This window comes from Sphaerisporangium corydalis (assembly GCF_025506355.1).
Classification (GTDB): domain Bacteria; phylum Actinomycetota; class Actinomycetes; order Streptosporangiales; family Streptosporangiaceae; genus Sphaerisporangium; species Sphaerisporangium corydalis.
In genome coordinates this window covers 31,404-50,946 of the sequence record NZ_JANZYP010000009.1, presented here as the reverse complement: position 1 = coordinate 50,946, position 19,543 = coordinate 31,404, and the positions used below count along the sequence as shown (strand labels likewise).

The following is a 19,543-nucleotide window of genomic DNA, read 5'->3' as shown; positions in this document are numbered from 1 at the left end:
CAACTGTTAAGTTGAACTGTGTATTCTCGTCGGGTGGGCGATATCTCGCATGCCGAAGCGGTGGCCGAGGAACTCCGGACGGCGGCCGGCCGGGTGGTACGCCGCCTCCGGCGTGAATCGGGCATGCCGGTCCAGCACGCCACGGCCCTGGGGCGGCTCGAACGCGGTGGCCCGATGACGGCGAGCGGCCTCGCGGCGGCCGAGCAGATCACCCCGCAGTCGATGGCGGCCACCCTGAACGCCCTGTACGACCGGGGCCTCGTGGACCGCGCGGCCGACCCCGGCGACCGGCGGCAGATCCTCTGGTCGGTCACTTCCGGCGGCTCGGCGGTCATCGCCGAGGACCGCGCGCGGCGGGCCCGCTGGCTGGTCACGGCCATCGACGAACTGACGGACGAGGAGGCGGAACGGTTGCGCGACGCGGCCAGGCTACTGAACATGATCATGGACAGAAGCGAGGCCGGCGGTGCCTGACCCCCGCCACGCCCGCACGCCCGTCCGCCTGGGCCGCCGGAGCCCGTACGCCGGGGTGGCCCGCCCCGTACGGCGCCGTCCGTACGCCGGGGTGGCCCGTCCCGCACGGCGCCGTCCGTACGCCGGGGTGGCCCGTCCCGTACGGCGGAGTTCGTAGTGCGCGGCGACCGGTACAAGTGGATCGCCCTGTCGAACACCACCCTGGGCGTCCTGATGGCCACCCTGGACGCCTCGATCGTGATCATCTCGCTGCCGGCGATCTTCCGGGGCATCGGGCTCGACCCGCTGGCGCCAGGGAACATCGGCTACCTGCTGTGGATGATCCTCGGCTACCTGCTGGTCCAGGCGGTGCTGGTGGTGGCGCTCGGCCGGCTGGGCGACATGTTCGGCCGGGTCCGCCTGTACAACCTCGGCTTCGCGATCTTCAGCGTCGCCTCGCTCGCGCTCTCGCTCGACCCGTTCACCAAGGACGCCGGAGCCCTGTGGCTGATCGGCTGGCGGTTCGTCCAGGCGTTCGGCGGGGCGATGCTCACCGCCAACTCCGCGGCCATCCTGACCGACGCCTTCCCTACCTCGCAGCGGGGCATGGCGCTGGGCGTCAACCAGGTCACCGCCCTGGCCGGGCAGTTCCTCGGGCTGGTCGCGGGCGGCGTGCTAGCCGTGATCGACTGGCGGGCGGTGTTCTGGGTGAGCGTGCCGTTCGGCGTCCTCGGCACCATCTGGTCCTACCGCAGCCTGCGCGAGGTCGGCACCCCGAGGAAGGCCCGCATCGACTGGGCCAGCAACCTGACGTTCGTGGCGGGCACCACGGGCATCCTCGTCGCGATCACCTACGGGATCCAGCCGTACGGCGGCCACCCGACCGGATGGGGCAACCCGCTGGTCCTCGGCGGGCTGGGCGGCGGGTTGCTGGCGCTCGTGGCCTTCTGCCTGGTGGAGGCCAGGGTCGCCGAACCGATGCTGGACCTGAAACTGATGCGCATCCGGTCGTTCATGGCCGGCAACCTCGCCACACTGCTCACCGCCATCTCCCGGGGCGGCCTGCAGTTCATGCTGATCATCTGGTTGCAGGGGATCTGGCTGCCGCTGCGCGGATACGACTTCGAGGAGACCCCGCTGTGGGCGGGCATCTACATCCTCCCGCTCACCGCCGGGTTCCTGATCGCCGGTCCGGTCTCCGGCCACCTTTCCGACCGGTACGGTTCGCGGGCGTTCGCCACCGGCGGGCTGGTGATCACCGCGATGTCCTTCGTCGGGTTCATGATGCTGCCGGTGGACTTCGCCTACCCGCCGTTCGCCCTGCTCCTGCTGGTCTGCGGCATCGGCATGGGCATGTTCTCGGCGCCGAACACCTCCTCCATCATGGGCAGCGTGCCGCCAGGAAGCCGGGGCGTCGCCTCCGGGATGCGCGCCACGTTCCAGAACTCCGGCAGCGCTCTGTCCATCGGCGTCTTCTTCTCCCTGATGATCGCCGGGCTGGCCACCACGCTGCCGGCCACCCTCACGGCGGGGCTGGTGGGCCACGGCGTGCCCGCCTCGGCGGCCGCGCATGTGGCGAACCTGCCGCCGGTCAGTACCCTGTTCGCGGCCTTCCTCGGCGACAACCCGATCGGCCACCTGCTCTCCTCGACCGGCGTGATGGCCATGCTGCCGGCGCACGACCTGGCGGTGCTGACCGGCAAACGGTTCTTCCCTGAGCTGATCTCCGGTCCGTTCCACCGAGGGCTGGTAACGGTGTTCATCAGCGCCACGGTGATGGCCCTCATCGCCGCCTCGGCCTCCGCGTTGCGCGGCGGAGGCGGCCAACACTCAGAACCCGCTCCGGCGGAGCACAAGGAGGCACAAGTATGAACGACGCGATATGGGCAGGCACGGTCGCCATCTCCGGCCATGCCGATGCCGAGCTTGAGGCCTACCTGGCCCGGCCCCTCGGCGACCAGGCGCGCGGCGGCGTCGTGGTGATCCACCACATGCCCGGTTACGACACGGGGACCCAGGAGATCGTCCGCAGGTTCGCGGCGAACGGGTACGCGGCGATCCTCCCGAACCTGTACTCCCGGGAGGGTGCGGGCGTCAGCCCCGACGACCAGGCCGCGGCCGCGCGCGCCAAGGGCGGCGTCCCGGACGAGCAGCTCGTCGGCGACGTCAGGGCCGCCGCGGCGCACCTCAACACCCTCGACCACGCCAACGGCAAGATCGGCGTGATCGGCTACTGCTCCGGCGGCCGGCAGTCCTTCCTGGCGGCGTGCTCACTCCAGATCGACGCCGCCGTCGACTGCTACGGCGCCTTCGTGGTGAACGAGCCGCCCGAGCAGTTCCCGCTGAAGGCGACGCCGCTGCTGTCCAAGGCCGCCGACCTGTCCTGCCCGCTGCTCGGCCTGTTCGGCGAGGACGACACCTACCCCGGCCCCGAAGAGGTCGGCGTCCTCGATGCGGAACTGGACAAGCTGGGTAAGGAACACGAGTTCCACATCTACCCGGACGCCGGACACGCGTTCTTCTCCGTCGACCGCCCCGCTTACCGCCCCGCCGCCGCCGTGGACGGCTGGAAGAGGATCTTCGACTTCTACGGCCGCCACCTCAGCGCCTGACCTCGGTCCACCTCGACGCCGACAGGAGACCACCATGTGCACCTACATCACCGAGAAGATCGAACTGGACGGCGCGGGCAAGGGCGGCACCGGCTGGTTCACCCTCAGCGAGGGCGCGGTCTACGTCGACCACCCCTACCACGCCTGCCACGAACACACCGTCAACATCGACTTCACCAACCCCGCCGAGGGCCCCTCCGCCCGCGTCGCCGTAGAACTCACCGAAGAATCCGCCCTGGCCCTGATCGCAGCCATCCAAAAAGCCCTGTCCTCGGCCCCCCCAGGCCTCGCCTCCGCCCACCACTGACCACCGACCACTCCACACCGGCCCTTTCGCCCGCCCCTCTCAGCAGACCCATGGGCGAAAGGGCAGCGGGTCTGCCGCCTGAGGGCCTCCTACCACCGTAAGGCGCCGGAATTATCGTAATGGCCTAAAACAGCTTGTCCGCTACTTCCGGGGAAGGCTTATTGGTCCGCGAGACTTTTGAGCGGACTTTTTTTCCCCGGAAAAGCCGGTCCAGGTCCGTAGCGGACTGCGGTCCCTCGCTTCTGCTCGGAGGTCCGAGTTATCATCTCGCGCCCGACCAGGTCGCGCAGAATATCACGAGCCTGGTAGACGTCGACATCAAAGAGGCGCTGGATGGTACGGCTGTTGACCTCTCCATAATCCATTATGTGATCGATTACTTTCCTGTCGATCTCGTCCATGGCCCTGCTGTGATAGGAGACGGCCGCACCAAGTCTCGCCACGACGTCTCCTCTGAGCCGGTAAGACGGAAAACTGAGGCGCATGGTCCCTCGCGTCGGTTCCAAAATATCCACCGGGCTCGTGGACAGCCGGAGCAGGCTCGCCTGAGCCTCTTCCGCCGAACGCTGGACGATGGGGGCGATCTCGGGCGCGCTGACCGTTCGTTTTCGGCACAGCGTCCTGATGATGAGGAGTGCGTCGGTGTCCTCTTGCTCCTCCGCCGGAAGAGTGGTCAGGAAACGAGCGATTTTCGTGTTGGGCGGCTGACCGCGAAACAGAACCGTCACCTGGTCCTGGTCTTCGGAGATGATTGGTGTGTCACGGCCGGATCTGATCATCTCTCGGAACATCCGGTCCACGCCCTGCCCAACCTCCTCGGCCAGGCCGAGGAGACGGAAGGCCGCCGCGAGCGCGGGGTACCTCGCACGCGATCCCATCGTCAAAATGTTGTGGATGGTGATTCCATTGACCAGCGGCCCGGGCGAGGTGATACGAAGATACTCGGCCGAATGGTCCACGTGCACGGGCGACCGGATCCGCCAGTCGCCATGAATGAAAGCGTTCGCTATGGCTTCCCGCACTGCGGCGGACGGATAATCTTCGATCTGTATCTGCTGGCCGTCGGCAAGCGTCAGCGGAGTGATTCCCTGTCTCGATCTGATCGATTGCAGGAGTTCCTCGAAGACAAGAACCAGGGGTGACTGCATCCGGAGAATGGCATCGGCTTCTCCCGCTTGCGTCCGGCGATGTTGGTACACCACGAGATCGGCAGAAGTCGACACCGAGCCGGAGCACAGGAGGATCTCTCCGGCACGATTCAACGATCCATCATCGGCGATCACTCTCATCGCCCGAAGGAGGTCGATGGCCGACATCCTCCCGTATGACCGGCGCGTCGGATCCGAAGAGTTCTGCAGGAGTCGCATGCAGTATCGAAGCGCCAATGGGTCGATATCGTCGACCGCACGTCCACTGGGTGTCGCCGACCAGTCCAGTCCGCGGCGTTCTTCGGTGAGGCGGCTGATGTCGAGTGGCCGCATGGGAAGACATTGGTCATTGATCCGTTGGTAGGCGTACCCCTTGGTCGTGGAGTAGACGTCCAGCCCCGCCGGGACGCTGACGACCAGCAGTCTCGCCCCCGCGAAATCAAGAGGGGACACCTCGACGAGCAGGCTGGGGTTCGTGAGCTGGTGGATGCGCCCTCTCAGCATCCCAGGATCGAGCTGACATCCCACGAACGCGTCCGGACCGGATCCGGAGTCCACCACCCCGACGACGATATGGCCACCGCCTGCGTTGGCGAAGCAGACGGCCGCCTCCGCGAGGTCGTTGCAGGCATCCTTCAGATCCGGCTTGGCCTCCTTGAAGTCCAGCCTCTCGTTCTCGCACTTGCGCGCCATGGTGCCCTGGAGGACCGCTTCGAGGGCGCGCAGAACGATCTCCATCCTTTGAGCCTCCTTTGAGGAAACTAATACAGTGAACGGTAACCTCAAAGGAGGTCTCAAACCCGCTGGCGCGGCGGGCCCGAAGGTAGATCTTCTCCGCACCTTCGCTGAGTCGTGCGAGCAGCGAGGAACCCCCTCCGGCGGCCGCAGTCTGATGATCATCATTTTGGTCAGAGGAGGGTGGACAGGGTTTCGGCTATTTGTTCTTGGTGGGTGGGGGTGAGGTGGGGGTGGAGGGGGAGGAAGACGTTTGTGGGGCGGTGGGGGGGGTTTTGGGGGGGGGGGGGGGGGGGGGGGGGGGGGGGGTGGAGGGGGAGGGAGAGGATTTCGGTGGCGGCTTTTTCGGTTGTGGGGAAGTCGCCGGGGGTGTGGCCGAGGTGGCGGAAGGCGGGTTGGAGGTGGATGGGGACCGGGTAGTGGATCTGGGCCTGGATGCCGGCGTCCTGGAGGCCGGCGAGGACCTTGTCGCGTTCGGGGACGCGGATGACGTAGAGGTGCCAGACGTGCAGGTTGCCGGGGGCCGTCTGGGGGAGCCGGATTCCCTCGATGCCGGACAGGAGGGTCGCGTAGCGGTCGGCGGCCGCGCGGCGCAGGTCGTTCCAGTGGGCCAGGCGCTTGAGTTTGGCCCGCAGGACCACGGCCTGGAGGGTGTCCAGGCGTGAGTTGAAGCCGAGGGTCTCGTGCTGGTACTTCACCTCGCTGCCGTGGCCGGTCAGCAGCCTGATCGCGCGGGCCAGGGCGGGTGAGGAGGTCAGGACGGCGCCGGCCTCGCCGTAGGCGCCGAGGTTCTTGCCCGGGTAGAAGCTCGTCGCGGCCAGGCCGACCGGCGGGCGCCCGGCCTGGCCGGAGCCCTGGGACTGCGCGGCGTCCTCGACGACGGCAAGGCCGTGCCGGGTGGCGAGGTCGTGGACGGCGGCCATCGGAGCCTGCTGGCCGTACAGGTGGACGGGGATGATCGCGGCGGTGTCCGGGCCGACGGCCGAGGCCGCCGCCTCCGGGTCGAGCAGCAGGTACTCGTCGTCGCAGTCGGCCAGCACCGGGCGCAGACCGGCCCGGATGACCGCCTCCGCCGTGGCGACGAACGTGTTGGCGGGCAGGATCACCTCGGATGGCGTGACATCGGTGTGCGGGGGTGGGGTCAGGCAGGCGCGGAGGGCCAGTTCGATGGCGTCGGTGCCGTTGCCGGCGCCCACACAGTGCGGGACGCCGGAGAAGGCCGCGAACTCCTCCTCGAAGGCGGCGACGTCCGGGCCCTGCACGAAGGAGGTGTTCAGCAGGACCCGGTCGAAGCCCTGGCGCACCTCATCGGCCACCTCGGCGTGGGCGGCTCGCAGATCGACGAAGGGGATCATGTCAGGCTCCATCGGTGACGTGGCTTGGACGGACGAAACGGGCGGGCACTCCGGCCCAGACCTCGCGGGGAGGGATGTCGCGGGTGACGACGGACCCCATGCCGACCAGGGCGTAGGAGCCGATGGTCAGGGTCTCGCGGACGAGGGCGCCTGAGCCGATGTAGGCCCCCCGCTCGACGTGGACGCCGCCGGCGAGCCGCGCGCCCGCGGCGAGGGTGGCGAAGTCCCCGATCACGTCGTCGTGGGTGAGGGTCACGTGGGGCATCACGCTGACGTGCGCGCCGACGGTGACGGCGGCGGTCAGCACCACCTGGGCCAGGACGACCGACCCCGGGCCGATGGACGAGGTCCGGGACACGGCGGCGGCGGGGTGGACCAGGGTGGCGTACCGCTCGACCGGCAGGCCGAGGCGGGCGACGACCCTGGCCCGGCTGGCGTAGTCGCGTGGGCTGCCCGTGCAGACCACGATCTTGGCGTCCTCCCGCGCGGCCGCCTCGCCTGACCCGCCCAGCACGGGCACGCCGTCCACGACGGTGCCCTGCTTGGCGGGGTCGTCGTCCAGGTGGCCGAGCAGGTCCCAGGTGGGGGTGACCTCGTTGACCGCGTGGACGAGCTGCGCGGTCTCCCGCGCGAACCCGCCGGCCCCGACGATGAGCAGCGGGACGGGGGGGAGGGTCATGGCGTCTCCAGCGAGTGCCGCGCGATCAGTGGTGGGGCGGTCATGGGGTGTCCAGGGAGGGCCGCGTGGTCATGGGGTTTCCTTGATGGCTCTTAGGGTGGCTCGGCGGCGGTAGCCGTAGAGGGCGACGACCAGGAGGGCGATGGTGCCGGCGGTGGCGAGGACCGCGAGGTCGGGGGTGATGGTGCGCAGGGCGAGGACGGCGGCGGCGCCGACGGCGAGCGCGGCCAGGAGGGCGGGCCACAGGTCGCGCGCGAGGGCGAGGAGGGGTACGCCGGAGCGGGCGAGCTGCCACAGGTAGGCGGGCAGGACCACGACGCCGGCCACCGCCACCAGCGCGACGGCGGCGCCGCGCAGCCCGTCCTGGTGGACGCCGATCCACATCGCCGGGACCAGGGCGGCCAGCCACAGGCCCTGGACGGCGAGCACCGCGCGGGACCGTTCGATGACCACCAGGTAGTCGTAGACCAGCTCGAAGAAGATCCGCATCCCGGCGAGCACCCCCAGCCCGGCGAGCGCGATGGCCGCCGGTTCCCACCGGTCCCCGTAGACGAACCGGATGATCGCGGGCGCGGCGCCGCTGAGCAGCAGGCACACGGGCAGGGTCAGGCCGACGAGCAGGGCCGCGACGGTGACGAACGACCGGTTGAGTGTCGGGCGGTCGTGCTGCAGCCGGGCGAACGCGGCGGGGGCCACCGCGCGCACGGGCTGGGAGAACACCGCGACCGGCCACCCGGACAGGTTGACGGCCAGGACGTAGAAACCGAGGGCGGTGGACCCGAGTACGTGGCCGACGACGATCTGGTCGGCGTACCCCACGGCGAAGACCAGCAGCGACGCCCCCGCGAGCGGCAGGCCGAACCTGACCAGCCGCCTGGCCACGTCCGGGTCGAAGCCGAACCGCAGCCGCTGGGGCGCGAAGGAGATGAGGAGCGCGCCTCCGGCGAGCGAGCCGCAGACCCGGCCGACGGCCAGGCTCATCGCCCCCCACCCGAGGAAGGCCAGCGTGAGGGAGATCAGCGCGCCGAGCCAGTTGTCGACCTGGTCGGCGATCATCTTGCGTCCCTGCATGAACTCGCGCTGCATCAGCGCCGCCGAGGTGGAGACCAGCCCGTTGGTCACGACGCTGATCGCGAGCACCCGTACGGGGCCGGTCGCGGCGGGGTTGCCCATCGCCTCGGCGAACGCGGGGGCGGCCAGGACGAACCCGGCGCAGACCAGCACGCTGAACCCGGCGGACATGGTGGCGACGGTGGGGACGATCGAGCGGGGGTCGTCGGGCCACCGCACGATGGCCAGGCTGACGCCCAGTTCGTTGATGCTGAGCATGGCGAGCAGCGCGACGAGCGCGACGGCGAACGTGCCGAACTCGCTGGGCCCGAGGACCCGGGCCAGCGTGATGCCGATGGCGAGGGTCCCGAACCGGGCGGCCAGGGTGCTGACGAAGCTCCACCCGAGCGCCTTGCCCGCCTTGGCGCGCAGCGAGGGCGCCTCGACGCCGGTCATTTCCGGTTCCTGGCGACGGCGTTGAAGTCGTCGCGGGTGTGGGTGCCGCGCAGGCGGTCGTAGCGGCGGCGGAGCTTGTAGTTCAGCACGCCCGCCGCGGTGCCGAGCGCGTCGAGGGCGGCGGGCCGTTCGCTGACGGCCCGCTCGTAGATCTCCACCTGGACGCGGGCCGCCCGCTCCAGGCTGAACCGCTCGACGACCAGGCGCCTGCCGTACTCGCCCAGCTCGCGGCGCAGCCCGGGGGCCGCGTGCAGCCGGCGGATCAGGTGTTCCAGCCGCGCGGCGCCCTCTTCGCGCCCGTGCCCGAGGCCGTACCAGCCCTGGCCGAGGAATGTCTTCTCGCTGTCGGGGGTCAGCAGCTCGAAGAACCCGAGCTCGCCCTGGACGATGAGCGGTTTGCCGAACGCCAGGGACCGCAGTGCCGAGCCGCCCATGCCGAGGCAGACGGTCGCGGCGGCGTACGCGGGACGGGGGTCGAGGAGCTGGCCGGTGACGACGACGACCCGGCGGCCGGCGGCCGAGTTGGCCGAGGCGGCGCGGTGTTCCACGTCGGCCCTGGCCGGGCCGTCGCCGACCACGACGAGCCGCGTGTCCAGTTCGGGCGCCAGGCGGCCGACGACGTCGATGGCGGTGAGCAGTCCCTCCAGCTTGAGCTCGGGGACCAGCCGCCCGACCACGACGAGGTCGAACGGCCCTCCGCCGGGGCCGAGGCCGTACTCGCGGCGGAAGTCCTCCGCCGGGTGCCCGGGGGCGTTGGCCACCACGTCGACGGGGGGTTCGATGAGGTGGACGCGGCGGCGGCCGGGCGCCGCCTGTTCCTGGATCTCGCGGGTGCCGACGACCAGGGGCAGCGACGACGGCAGGAACGGCGCCACCGACATGGACATGATCGTGCAGACGGCGGCGGCCGGGCCGCGCAGGCCCGCGTAGAACGCCTCGACACCGGGGGGCCACTCGTACCCGTGGACCACGTCGAGGCCGCGCCGCACCGCGAGGTCGCGCAGCAGCCGCACGGTCGCGGGGGAGGGCCTGCGCCGGCCGGGGCTCAGCGGGAGGTGCTCCAAGCCCGCGGCGGTGACGTGCCCGACCAGCGGGCCCGGCTCGCCGATCACGCTGACGTCGTGGCCGAGCCGCTGGACGGCCCCGGCCAGCTCGACGGCGTTGAGCTGGCTCCCGCCGACCTCCATGGCGTGGGGGTACACCAGAATGCGCACGTTCATGCCTCCCTGGGACACGCCGGACGGCGCACGGTCAGGCCACGGCGGCCCGGGCGTGCGCGGTGGAGGGCGGTCACCGGCCCGCGGCGGCGTGGACGGCCTCGACGACCTGGTCCTGCTCCGCCTCGGTCATCGCGTGGAACAGCGGGAGGATCAGCGAGCTGGCCGTCAGCCATTCGGTGGCCGGAAGCCCGGCGGACGGCACGCCGGCGTACGCCGGTTCCAGGTGGGCGGCCATGATGCCCCTGCGGGCCGAGACGCCGCGCTCGGCGAGGAAGGCGAGCAGCGCGTCGCGGCCGACGGGGAAGTCGTCGGGCAGCGCGATCCAGAACGACTGGAAGTTCGACCGGCCGTACGCGGGGTCGCGGACGGTGACGAGCCCGGGGACGTCGGCCAGGAGCTCCTGGTAGCGCGCCGCCAGCGCCCGTCGGCGGGCGATCAGTTCGGGCAGCCTGCGGAGCTGGACGAGCCCCACGGCCGCCTGCAGGTCGGTCATCCGGTAGTTGAACCCGACCTCGGTGTACTCCTCGGGCACGGTGGAACCGGTGGCGTGCCGGTCGGCGGCGCTGACGCTCATGCCGTGCTCCCGCAGCCGTTTCGCGCGGGCCGCCCACTCCGGGTCGTCGGTGGTGAGCATGCCCCCCTCGCCGGTGGTGAGGAGCTTGCGGGGGTGGAAGGACCAGGCGGACAGCGCCGAACCGGCGCCCACCGGCCGTTCGCGGTAGACCGAGCCCGCGGCGCATGCGGCGTCCTCGACCAGCGTCAGCCCGTCGTGGGCGGCGCGGATCTCCTCGACGTCGGCGGGCACGCCGGCCTGGTGGACGACGATGACCGCGCGGGTGCGGGGCGTACGCGCGGCGTCGACGGTCTTGGCGGTGAGGTTCCCCGTCGCGGGGTCGACGTCGGCGAACACCGGGGTGGCGCCGGTGTACCGCACGACGTTCGCGGTCGCGATGAACGACAGGGACGGCACCACCACCTCGTCCCCCGGCCCGACGCCGGCGAGCACCAGCGCGAGGTGCAGCGCGGTCGTGCAGGAGGAGGCGGCCACCCCGTGGCCGGCCTCGACGCTCGCCGCGAACGACCGCTCGAACTCGGCCACCCTCGGCCCCTGCGCCACCCAGCCGGAGGCGATGACCTCGCCGACGGCGGCCTCCTCCTCGGGCCCGAACCACGGCCGCATCACCGGGATCATCGCCCGGCCCCCTCTCTGGTCTTCAGGTGGAGAAGGCCGGCCAGCAGGCCGACCCTCTGGTTCCAGTCGTGCCGTGCCGCGAAGGCCCGCCGCCGCTGGGCGAGTGCGGGCGTCCGTGGGGCGCGCAGCCCCGCCGTCACGGCGGCGGCGAAGTCCGCCGGGGTCCGCGCGACGGGGATGAGCGGCCCGGCGTCCAGCCAGGCGGTCGCAGGCAGGTCGGTGGAGACCGCCGCCCGCCCCGCCGCCAGGTACTCCAGCGTCTTCAGCGGGAAGCTCGCCCGGTTGAACTCGCTTTCCGCGTACGGGGTGAGGCCGACGTCGATGATCCGCAGGTACGACGGCAGCTCCTCGTACGGTTTGCGCCCCACCCAGTGCACGTTGGGCCGCCCGACGAGCGCGGGCCACCGCTCCGGCTCGTACCCCTCCGACCGGGGCCCGACGAGCACCAGGGGCGCCCCGGTGGCCGCGACGGCCTCCAGCAGGGCGATGTCGATGCGGGCGTTGATGTGCCCGACGAACCCGGCCACCGGCCGCCCCGCCAGCTCCATGGGCAGGTCGCCCGGCAGGGCGGCGTCGTCGACGGTGTCGTAGGCGGCGACGTCGCACCCGTTGGGGATCAGGGTGGCCGCCCGGCCGAGCAGGGCGACGCGGTCGACCAGGCCGGGGGAGACGACGGCGACCGCGTCGGCGCGGGCCGTCATGCGGCGCTCGGCCTGGGCCAGCCGCGCGGCCGACATGCGGATCAGCGACGCGCCGGCCACCAGGTCGTCGGTGACGTACCGCAGGGTCCGCGCCTCCCGTGCGACGTCCAGCAGGTCGGTCGTCCCGGCCACGACGACCGCCGTGACGCGTCCCCCCGTCTTGCGCACGGCGGCGCGTACGGCCTGGCGGGCGAGCACGGCGGTGACGCGGTCGACGCCCCGCCGGTACGCGGCGGGCGGGGCGACGGGGCTCAGCCGCCAAAGGTGAGGCCGGACACGCCGCAGCACGTGTCCGGCCTCACCGGTCTGTGGGTCGCGCAGCCCGGAGCGGACGGGGCGCGGGGGGTCGACGTACAGCACGTCGGTGTGCGCGCTGAGCCGGTCGGCCATGTGCCGGTCGGTCCCGGTCACGCCGTCGTAGCGCGTGCCTCCGCCGTAGACGAGGAGGTCGTTCACCGGGTCTTCTCGGCGCGCCACCAGGCGACGAGGCGGCGCAGGCCCTCCTCGAGGTCCACCTCGGCCTTCCAGCCGAGCCGCTCGGCCGCCGCGCCGACGTCGGCCAGCCGGCGGGTCACGCCGTTGATCGCGCGGGGCGGCCCGAACTCCAGGCCGAGGTCGCCGGCGTCCATGACCGAGACGAGGGCCTCGGCCAGGCCGCGCAGGCTGGTCTCGGTGGCGGAGGCGATGTTGAAGACCTGGTCGGTGGCGTCGCTCTCGGCGGCCAGGAGGTTGGCGCGGGCGATGTCCTCGGTGTAGACGAAGTCCATGGTCTGCAGGCCGTCGCCGAGGATCAGCGGCGGCTGCCCGGCCTCGATGCGCTCCATCCAGCGGATCAGCACCTCGGTGTAGAGGCCGTGGATGTCCATCCGGGGGCCGTACACGTTGAAGTAGCGCAGGGCCACGTAGTCGAGCCCGCGCATCGCGTGGAAGCTGCGCAGCAGCCCCTCGTTGAAGGTCTTGGCCGCGCCGTACAGGGTGTCGTTGTCGTAGGGGTGGTGGTCCTCGCGGGTGGGGAACTCGGTGGCCAGGCCGTACACCGACGCCGACGACGCGGCGACGATCTTGCGCACGCCCGCGTCGGCCGCCGCCTCGACGACCTCGTAGGTGCCGTCCACCAGCACCTCCAGCGCCAGCCGTGGCTCCTCGGCGCACTGGGTGATGCGGATGGCGGCCTGGTGGAAGACCACGTCCATGCCCTCGGTCACCGACCGTACGAGCGCGGTGTCGCGGATGTCGCCCTCGACGACGCGCAGGCGTCCCGCGCCCGCCTCGGCGGCCTCGGCGAGGTTGGCCCGGCGGCCCCTGACGAAGTTGTCGAGCACGACCACCTCGGCGGCGCCCGCCGCGAGGAGCTGGTCGACGATGGTCGAGCCGATCGTGCCCGCGCCCCCGGTCACCAGGCAGCGGCTGTTTTCGATCATCGGGCGGTTCCCCCCAGTTCGATTCTTCTGCCGTCGTTCTCGATGCTCCGCCCGGCCGCCTCCAGGAGCGCGAGCACGCGCAGCCCGGACCGGCCGTCGGTCAGCGGCGCCCGGCCCTCGCGGATGGCCGCCGCGAACTCGTGCATCACCCCGCGCAGTGCCTCACGCTCGGGCAGGGCGGGCACGACGACGTCGCCGGTGCGGTAGGAGATGAGCGCCGCGCGGCGCTCATCCTGGCCCGCGGCCGACAGGTCGACCCCCCGGTCGTACACCGCGAGGCGTTGCGCGGGGTTGACGTCGTCCCACACGATCGTGCGGCGCGACCCGCCGATCACGGTCGTACGGATCTTGGTCGGGCTGAGCCAGTTGACGTGCACGTGGGCGATGGCGCCCGAGGACAGCCACAGGGTCAGGTAGGCCAGGCACGGGCGGCCCGCCCCGATCGGGTCGGAGGTGTGCGCGGCCACCGCGGTCGGGACGACCCCCTCGGGCAGCACGAAGTCCAGGATGGACAGGTCGTGTGGCGCGAGGTCCCACAGCACGTCCACGTCGGGCTGGACGAGCCCGAGGTTGATGCGGACCGAGTCGACGAACTGGACGTCGCCGAGCTCGCCCGAGGCGATGAGGTCGCGGATCCTGCGGACCACCGGCGTGTAGCAGAAGGTGTGGTCGAGCATCAGCACCTTGCCCCGCTCCTCGGCGAGGGCGACCAGCTTGGCGCCCTCGTCGTAGGTCGGGGTCAGTGGCTTCTCGACCAGCACGTGCTTGCCGGCGTCCAGCGCGGCCCTGACGAGGTCGAAGTGGGTGCGCGCCGGGGTGGCGATGGCCACCGCGTCCACCGACGGATCCTGGAGCACCTGGTCCACCGAGGACGTCGGCCGTACCGTGGTGTAACGGCCGAGCACCGCCTTGGCACGTTCCTCGTCGAGGTCGCACAGCCATTCGAGGCGCAGCTCAGGGGTGGCCATGGCGTTGCGCACCAGGTTCGGGCCCCAGTATCCGGCACCGATCACGGCAAGGCCGATCGACGTCACACGGGTCTCCTCTCGGTCGGCCGGGTGGTCCGATCGCCTGCCCTGGCGATCGGACCACACGCGGGTGAAGGGACTAGCTCGACGGGGTGAACAGGGCGTCCACCCAGTAGTTCGCGCCGTTGAAGCTGGCGGTCGGGAAGCCCGAGGACGTCCCGTACCGGTACACGCCGTTGCCGCCCGCCGCGCCGCCGTTGGCCAGGGCGTGCAGCGGTGAGTTGTCGTAGGGGCCGGAGTTGAAGTAGCCGCCGTCGCCCGCGTAGTGCCCGTCGGGCGCGAGGTAGGAGGCCACGTACACCTGGCCGGCGGTGACGCTCACCGGGGTGGTGAAGGTCAGCGACTGCCAGCCCGAGGCGGTCTCGCCGGTGAAGGTGCCGGTGGCCAGCAGGGTGCCCGTGGCGCTCCACAGGTTGCCCACGTGGGTCCCGGTGTTGCCTGCGCCCTTGTAGAAGCGGACGCCGGTGACGGTGCCGTCCATCTCTGCGGTGAACTTCACCCCCACCTCGACCGCGTCGGGGTCGTTGATCGAGGGGGTGCCGGGGGTGGCGTTGCTCGCCCATATGGAGCACGGGCAGCTCGCCGGCCCGCCGGTGGTGAACGACCACGACGTGGTGGTCATGGCGTTGTCGGCGTCGTCCTCGGCGCCGCTCACCGCGACCGTGAAGGTGGTGCTCTGCGCCAGCGGGTCCTCAGGGGTGAAGGTGAGCAGCGTGCGGGCCTCGTTGAGCGTGACGTCGCCCGGCACCTCCTGGTTCGCCCCGTCCTTCACCGTGATCTCGGCGGTGCCGTCCTGGACGGGCTCGCTGAACGTCGCCGTCACCGCCGTCCCGGTGGCCACGCCGGTGCCGCCGTGGTCGGGCGACTTGAGCGTGACGTACGGCGCGGTGGTGTCGGCCAGCTTGGAGAAGACCACGTCCACCCAGTAGTTGGTCGCCGACCACGACTCGGTCGGGAACGAGCGGGTGCCGTACTTGTAGACGCCGTTGCCGCCGTTCCCCGTGCTCGCCAGCGTGCGCAGCGGGGTCACCGTCACCTGCGAGGCCAGGCCGTTGTAGGTGGCCGCGTAGTGGCCGTTCGGCGCGTGGTACGAGGCGACGTAGGTGGTGTCCTTGGTCACCGGCACCGGAGTGTTGAAGTACACCTCCTGCCAGCCCTCGGTGGACTCGTCGGTGAAGGTCGCCGTGGCCAGCTCGCCGCCGGCGGAGTTCCACAGGGTGCCGGTGTGCGTCCCGGTGTTCCCCTCGCCCTTGTAGAAGCGGACGCCCTCGATGAAGCCGTCCGTGGTGGACTGGAACTTGACGCCCACCTCAAGGGAGCCGGTGTCGTTGACGCTCGGCACGTCCGGGACGGTGACGTCGGGCCACACGCTGCACGGGCAGACGCCGGCCGTCCAGGTCTTCGCCGTGGTGAAGGAGAAGGTGTACGGCGCGGCCATGGTGTTGCTCGCGTCGTCCTTGGCGCCCGACACCGACACGGTGAACCGCTCACCGGGGGCCAGCGGCGCGGCCGGCGCGAAGGTGAGCGAGGTGTGGGCGGGGTCGAGCGAGGCGGTGCCGGCGACGGTCGCGTTCGAGGAGTCCTTGAGCGTGAACGTCGCGCCGCTCGCCTGGACGGGCTCCCCGAAGGTGACCTTCGGCTGGACCGTGGTGGGGACGCTGGAGGAGCCGGGGACCGGCGTGGCCGAGACGGCCGCGGGCGGGTAGATGTCGTTGATGGTGAAGACGACGTCCACCCAGTAGTTGCCGCCGTTGTAGGTCTGGTTCGGGAAGCCCTCTCCCGACCGGTAGACGCCGTTGCCCGCGGTCTCGGTGGCCGCGGGCGCGGTGAGCGGCGCGGTGACCGTCGGCTGGTAGCGGAAGTAGTTCGCGTCGGCGGCGTAGTGGCCGTTCGGCGCGTAGTAGGACGCGATGTACTCGGTGTTCGCGGTGAGGTGGACCGGCGAGGCGAAGGTGAGCTTCTGCCACCCGCTGGAGGTCTCCCCGGTGAAGGTGCCGGTGGCCAGCTCCTGCCCGGAGGCGGTCCACAGGGTGCCGGTGTGCGTCCCGGTGTTGCCGGTGCCCTTGTAGAACTTGACGCCCGTCAGGTAGCCGTTGACGGCCGGGGTGAAGCGCACGCCGAGCTCCAGCGCGCTGGTGTCGTTCTCGGACGGGTTGGCCGGGGCCGAGGAGGAGGTGAACAGGCTGCACGGGCAGTCGACGGTGACGTTCTTCGACACCTCGGCGCTGACGTTGCCGCTGTCGTCGGCCACGCGGACCTTGATGGTCGCGGCGCCCGCGCCGGTGACCTTCCAGGAGTAGCTCCAGCTCGCGCGCCCGGTGGCCGGGTGCCAGGTGGTGCCGCCGTCGGTGGAGACCTCAACGCCGCCGACCTGGCCGCCGACGTCGGCGGCGGTGCCGGTGACGCTGACCGTCGTGCCGTTGTTCACGGTGGCGTTCACGGCGGGGGCGGTGACGACCGCGACCGGCGCGGTGACGTCGGTCGACTTGAGCGCCGCGTTCAGCCCGCCGGTGAGCGACTTGGGCTGCACGCCCATGTCGGCGAGCAGGTTCACCGTCGCCTGCTTGATACGCGTGTCGCTGTAGTCGGTCTCGTCGTAGGAGTCGTGGGTGCCGTCCAGGCCCCACGACCACTGCACGGTGCCGGCGCCGAAGACCAGGGCGCCGCTCGGCGCGCGGTGCAGGGTCATGCGGTGGGTGGCGCTCTTGGCGGCGACGTTGGTGCCGTAGTCGATGAGCACCTGCTCGGCCGTGTACGTCGTGCTCGACAGCGGCACCTGGCCCTTGGGCCGGAAGCCGTTGTCGGCGTCCTCGTCCCATTCGTAGCCGACGAGGCCGGGGACGCTGATCGACCCGGAGAGCTGGGTGGCGATGGTGGTGCCCCGCCAGAAGCGCATCTTGCCGTCGGCGGCCGGCACGGTCAGCGGGATCGCGGCGCAGTCGTCGTCGGAGGAGTTGCAGTTGACCGAGAACAGGGTGCCGGTGAGGGCGTTCTCCGGCTTGCCGCCGTCGGCGGGCGGGCTGAAGCGCGGGTCGCGCCAGGTGCCCGTCCACACGTTGGGGAGCGGGTCGATCTTGCCGTTCGCGTGAGTCTCCTTGTAGGAGACCAGGGTGCGGTAGGAGTTCTCCCAGCGGGTCTTCCAGTAGACCTCGTTGCCGCTGAAGAACGCGAGGTTCACGCCGTTGTCGCGGGCGTTCTCGAAGGCGGCGCGCTCCTCGCCCGACCAGTACTCGTCATGGCCGACCGACAGCACCGACTTGTGGTTGAGCAGGGTGGACGGCGCGCGTGCCGCGTCCAGGGAGGACATGTACGACACGTTGTAGCCGTTGGCCTCCAGCCAGCGGATCATGGGGTACTCGTTGGCGAACACGAAGTCGCGGCCCCAGGGGGTGGACTCGCGCGTGTTGAAGGGCCGGTTGTAGCTGACCTTGACGGCCCGGCCCGGCGCCACGACGCTGTCGCCCCGGTAGAGGCTGTTGAGCACCTTGTTCGGGTTGTCCTCGGTGGCCGGGATGTCGCCCCAGGAGTTGTAGGCCTGCCAGGTGCTGTCGGAGGTGCGGAACAGCAGGTCGGCCGTGCTCGCGTCGTCGCGGACGACGAAGACGATGTGGGTGTCGTCGTCGGTGTCGGTGCGCACCACGTGGGCGAAGTAGACGCCCGAGACCGCTGTGGCGGGAACGGTCCAGCTCGCGACCGTGCCCCAGGCGCAGGCGACCTCGCCGGTGGTGGTGTTCTCCGGGCAGTTCGGCTGGAACCTGGACACCGACGTGGTGGCGGGCACCGTGGTGATCTTCCGGGCGCCGTTGCCCTGGTAGTAGCCCATCCGGTAGATGTCGACCCGCAGGGTCAGCGCCGTGGAGCGGACCTTGAAGTTCACCGTCTGGCCCAGGTTGACGCTCATCTGGTCGCCGTAGCCCTCGACGGTGCCGTGCGGATTGGTGTCCCACTCCGTCCGGTCGCTGCCCTCGTTCTGGTTCTCACAGGTGATCTTGTTGCCACCCGCGTCGCACGGGCCCAGCGCGATCGCCGGCGCGGCGGGGGCCGTCAGTAAGGCGGCCAGCGTCAACGCTGCTGCTGTGATCGCCGAAAGTCGTCGGCGCGCGGCACTGCGCGGTTTCATGAAGCTCCCACGTGATTCGAAGGGTCGGATGCCCCGGTGGTGCTCACGCTGTGGAGCGTGGTCCCGACGAATCGACGTCCCGATGGTGAACTCGGTTTACGTGACTTCACCAACTGCCGTCCCAGTGGTCACACGAGTCAGCGCCGGTCGCCCCGCTGTGATGACATACCGGAGCCGGTCCGTCACAAAGTGTGATGGACCGAGCCTCGACCGCTTGTCGCATAATCTCCGCTTTTTTGCTGATAATTCGATGGGGAGAAAAGGTGATATGTCAGATCTGGGCGCCTCGGGGGCTACTTCTCCTTGATCGCGAGAACGGACTTCACAAGCCCGCCCAGCCGCTCGAAACGAATTTCCGAGGACGGGAAGTAGTGCCGCATCTCGGTAATGCTCAGCAGCTCCACCTCCATGACGATGTTCCGCGCCGCCTCCCGGTCGGAGGTGGGGGTGTGCACGAGCGGCCACCGGCGGAGCAGCGCCGTACGGGCGGCGATCGGGAGGTACTGGAACCCCGGGAACAGGAAGTGCGGCTCCACGGGGAAGTAGCGGTAGGGCGTCTGCACCCAGTGGCGCTCGGCCAGCCGGTGGACGGAGTCGGCGAACATCCGCCGCCGCAGGTGCCCCCCGACGTGCTCGATGACGGCGTTGGAGAACACCAGGTCATAGTGAGTGTCGAGGATGCCGGGCGGCAGCGCGCACGCGTCGGCCACGTCGGCCCTCAGCCAGCCCGGCAGGTCCGCGGGAGGCGTCTCCAGGTTGACGATCTGCACGTGGGCCGGCTGGACGGGCGCCCGCAGCCAGGCGCTGGCGGTGCCGCCGAGGTCGATCACCGACATGCTGGACAGGTCTGGAAAACTCTCCGCGAACCAGTTCCAGCGCCGGGCCCTGGCCTTGGCGCCGAGCGAGTCGGGCGCGTCGACGAAGCGGCTCCGGAGGGCGTTCAGACGGCTCATTGGTCTCCTTGGCGGGGAGTTCGTGGGGGGACAGGAGCTCGTGACCATTGTTCTGCTGTTTTCGGCACGTTCCAATGGAACCGCCCAACTATCGCAGACCACATCCGGCCACG

General features: G+C 70.7%; 15 protein-coding genes. 4 read left to right on the top strand and 11 right to left on the bottom strand.

Going from position 1 to position 19,543, the window contains the following annotated elements; genetic code table 11:
• Positions 1-33: 33 nt before the first annotated feature.
• The 4 genes from NYZ98_RS09080 (at position 34) to NYZ98_RS09065 (ending at position 3,372) form a co-directional block, all read left to right on the top strand.
• Positions 34-474: a MarR family winged helix-turn-helix transcriptional regulator gene (locus tag NYZ98_RS09080; RefSeq protein ID WP_262842130.1), complete on the top strand. Its 441-nt coding sequence runs from the start codon at positions 34-36 to the stop codon at positions 472-474.
• Between the two features lie 156 nt (positions 475-630).
• Entirely contained in the window at positions 631-2,325 is a 1,695-nt protein-coding gene (locus NYZ98_RS09075; protein WP_262842129.1) for an MFS transporter, read from the top strand.
• Positions 2,322-3,065 carry a dienelactone hydrolase family protein gene (locus tag NYZ98_RS09070; protein ID WP_262842128.1) on the top strand — a complete coding sequence of 248 codons (744 nt, stop codon included), beginning with the start codon at positions 2,322-2,324 and terminating at the stop codon, positions 3,063-3,065. Before NYZ98_RS09075 ends, NYZ98_RS09070 begins: the two co-directional genes overlap by 4 nt.
• 34 nt (positions 3,066-3,099) lie before the next feature.
• Entirely contained in the window at positions 3,100-3,372 is a 273-nt protein-coding gene (locus tag NYZ98_RS09065) for a DUF6295 family protein (protein ID WP_262842127.1), read from the top strand.
• A 158-nt stretch (positions 3,373-3,530) separates the two neighbouring features.
• Here NYZ98_RS09065 and NYZ98_RS09060 read toward each other — a convergent pair whose 3' ends face one another.
• The 11 genes from NYZ98_RS09060 to NYZ98_RS09010 all read right to left on the bottom strand — a co-directional run bounded on the left by NYZ98_RS09060 (position 3,531) and on the right by NYZ98_RS09010 (position 19,430).
• Positions 3,531-5,258, bottom strand: coding sequence for an RNA-binding domain-containing protein (locus tag NYZ98_RS09060; RefSeq protein WP_262842126.1), 1,728 nt, complete (start codon positions 5,256-5,258; stop codon positions 3,531-3,533).
• A 170-nt stretch (positions 5,259-5,428) separates the two neighbouring features.
• Positions 5,429-6,610 (bottom strand): DegT/DnrJ/EryC1/StrS family aminotransferase, encoded by a 1,182-nt coding sequence (locus NYZ98_RS09055; RefSeq protein WP_262842125.1) that lies wholly within the window; start codon positions 6,608-6,610, stop codon positions 5,429-5,431.
• A gap of 1 nt (position 6,611) precedes the next feature.
• Positions 6,612-7,289 carry an acetyltransferase gene (locus NYZ98_RS09050; protein ID WP_262842124.1) on the bottom strand — a complete coding sequence of 226 codons (678 nt, stop codon included), beginning with the start codon at positions 7,287-7,289 and terminating at the stop codon, positions 6,612-6,614.
• A gap of 69 nt (positions 7,290-7,358) precedes the next feature.
• On the bottom strand, positions 7,359-8,795 hold the full coding sequence (locus NYZ98_RS09045) for an oligosaccharide flippase family protein (RefSeq protein ID WP_262842123.1): 1,437 nt from the start codon (positions 8,793-8,795) through the stop codon (positions 7,359-7,361).
• Positions 8,792-10,015, bottom strand: coding sequence for a glycosyltransferase family 4 protein (locus NYZ98_RS09040; protein ID WP_262842122.1), 1,224 nt, complete (start codon positions 10,013-10,015; stop codon positions 8,792-8,794). Before NYZ98_RS09040 ends, NYZ98_RS09045 begins: the two co-directional genes overlap by 4 nt.
• Before the next feature lie 70 nt (positions 10,016-10,085).
• The gene (locus NYZ98_RS09035) at positions 10,086-11,207 is read right to left on the bottom strand and encodes a DegT/DnrJ/EryC1/StrS family aminotransferase (protein ID WP_262842121.1); all 1,122 of its coding nucleotides are present in this window, start codon (positions 11,205-11,207) and stop codon (positions 10,086-10,088) included.
• A complete protein-coding gene (locus NYZ98_RS09030) occupies positions 11,204-12,364 on the bottom strand; it encodes a glycosyltransferase (protein ID WP_262842120.1) in 1,161 nt (386 codons plus the stop codon). Before NYZ98_RS09030 ends, NYZ98_RS09035 begins: the two co-directional genes overlap by 4 nt.
• The gene (locus NYZ98_RS09025; RefSeq protein WP_262842119.1) at positions 12,361-13,329 is read right to left on the bottom strand and encodes an NAD-dependent epimerase/dehydratase family protein; all 969 of its coding nucleotides are present in this window, start codon (positions 13,327-13,329) and stop codon (positions 12,361-12,363) included. The genes NYZ98_RS09030 and NYZ98_RS09025 overlap by 4 nt, the downstream gene beginning before the upstream one ends.
• Positions 13,326-14,363, bottom strand: a complete 1,038-nt coding sequence (locus NYZ98_RS09020) for a Gfo/Idh/MocA family protein (protein WP_262842118.1) — start codon at positions 14,361-14,363, stop codon at positions 13,326-13,328. The genes NYZ98_RS09025 and NYZ98_RS09020 overlap by 4 nt, the downstream gene beginning before the upstream one ends.
• A gap of 73 nt (positions 14,364-14,436) precedes the next feature.
• Positions 14,437-18,477 (bottom strand): DUF4082 domain-containing protein, encoded by a 4,041-nt coding sequence (locus tag NYZ98_RS09015; RefSeq protein WP_262842117.1) that lies wholly within the window; start codon positions 18,475-18,477, stop codon positions 14,437-14,439.
• A 293-nt stretch (positions 18,478-18,770) separates the two neighbouring features.
• The gene (locus tag NYZ98_RS09010) at positions 18,771-19,430 is read right to left on the bottom strand and encodes a class I SAM-dependent methyltransferase (protein ID WP_262842116.1); all 660 of its coding nucleotides are present in this window, start codon (positions 19,428-19,430) and stop codon (positions 18,771-18,773) included.
• Positions 19,431-19,543 lie beyond the last annotated feature (113 nt).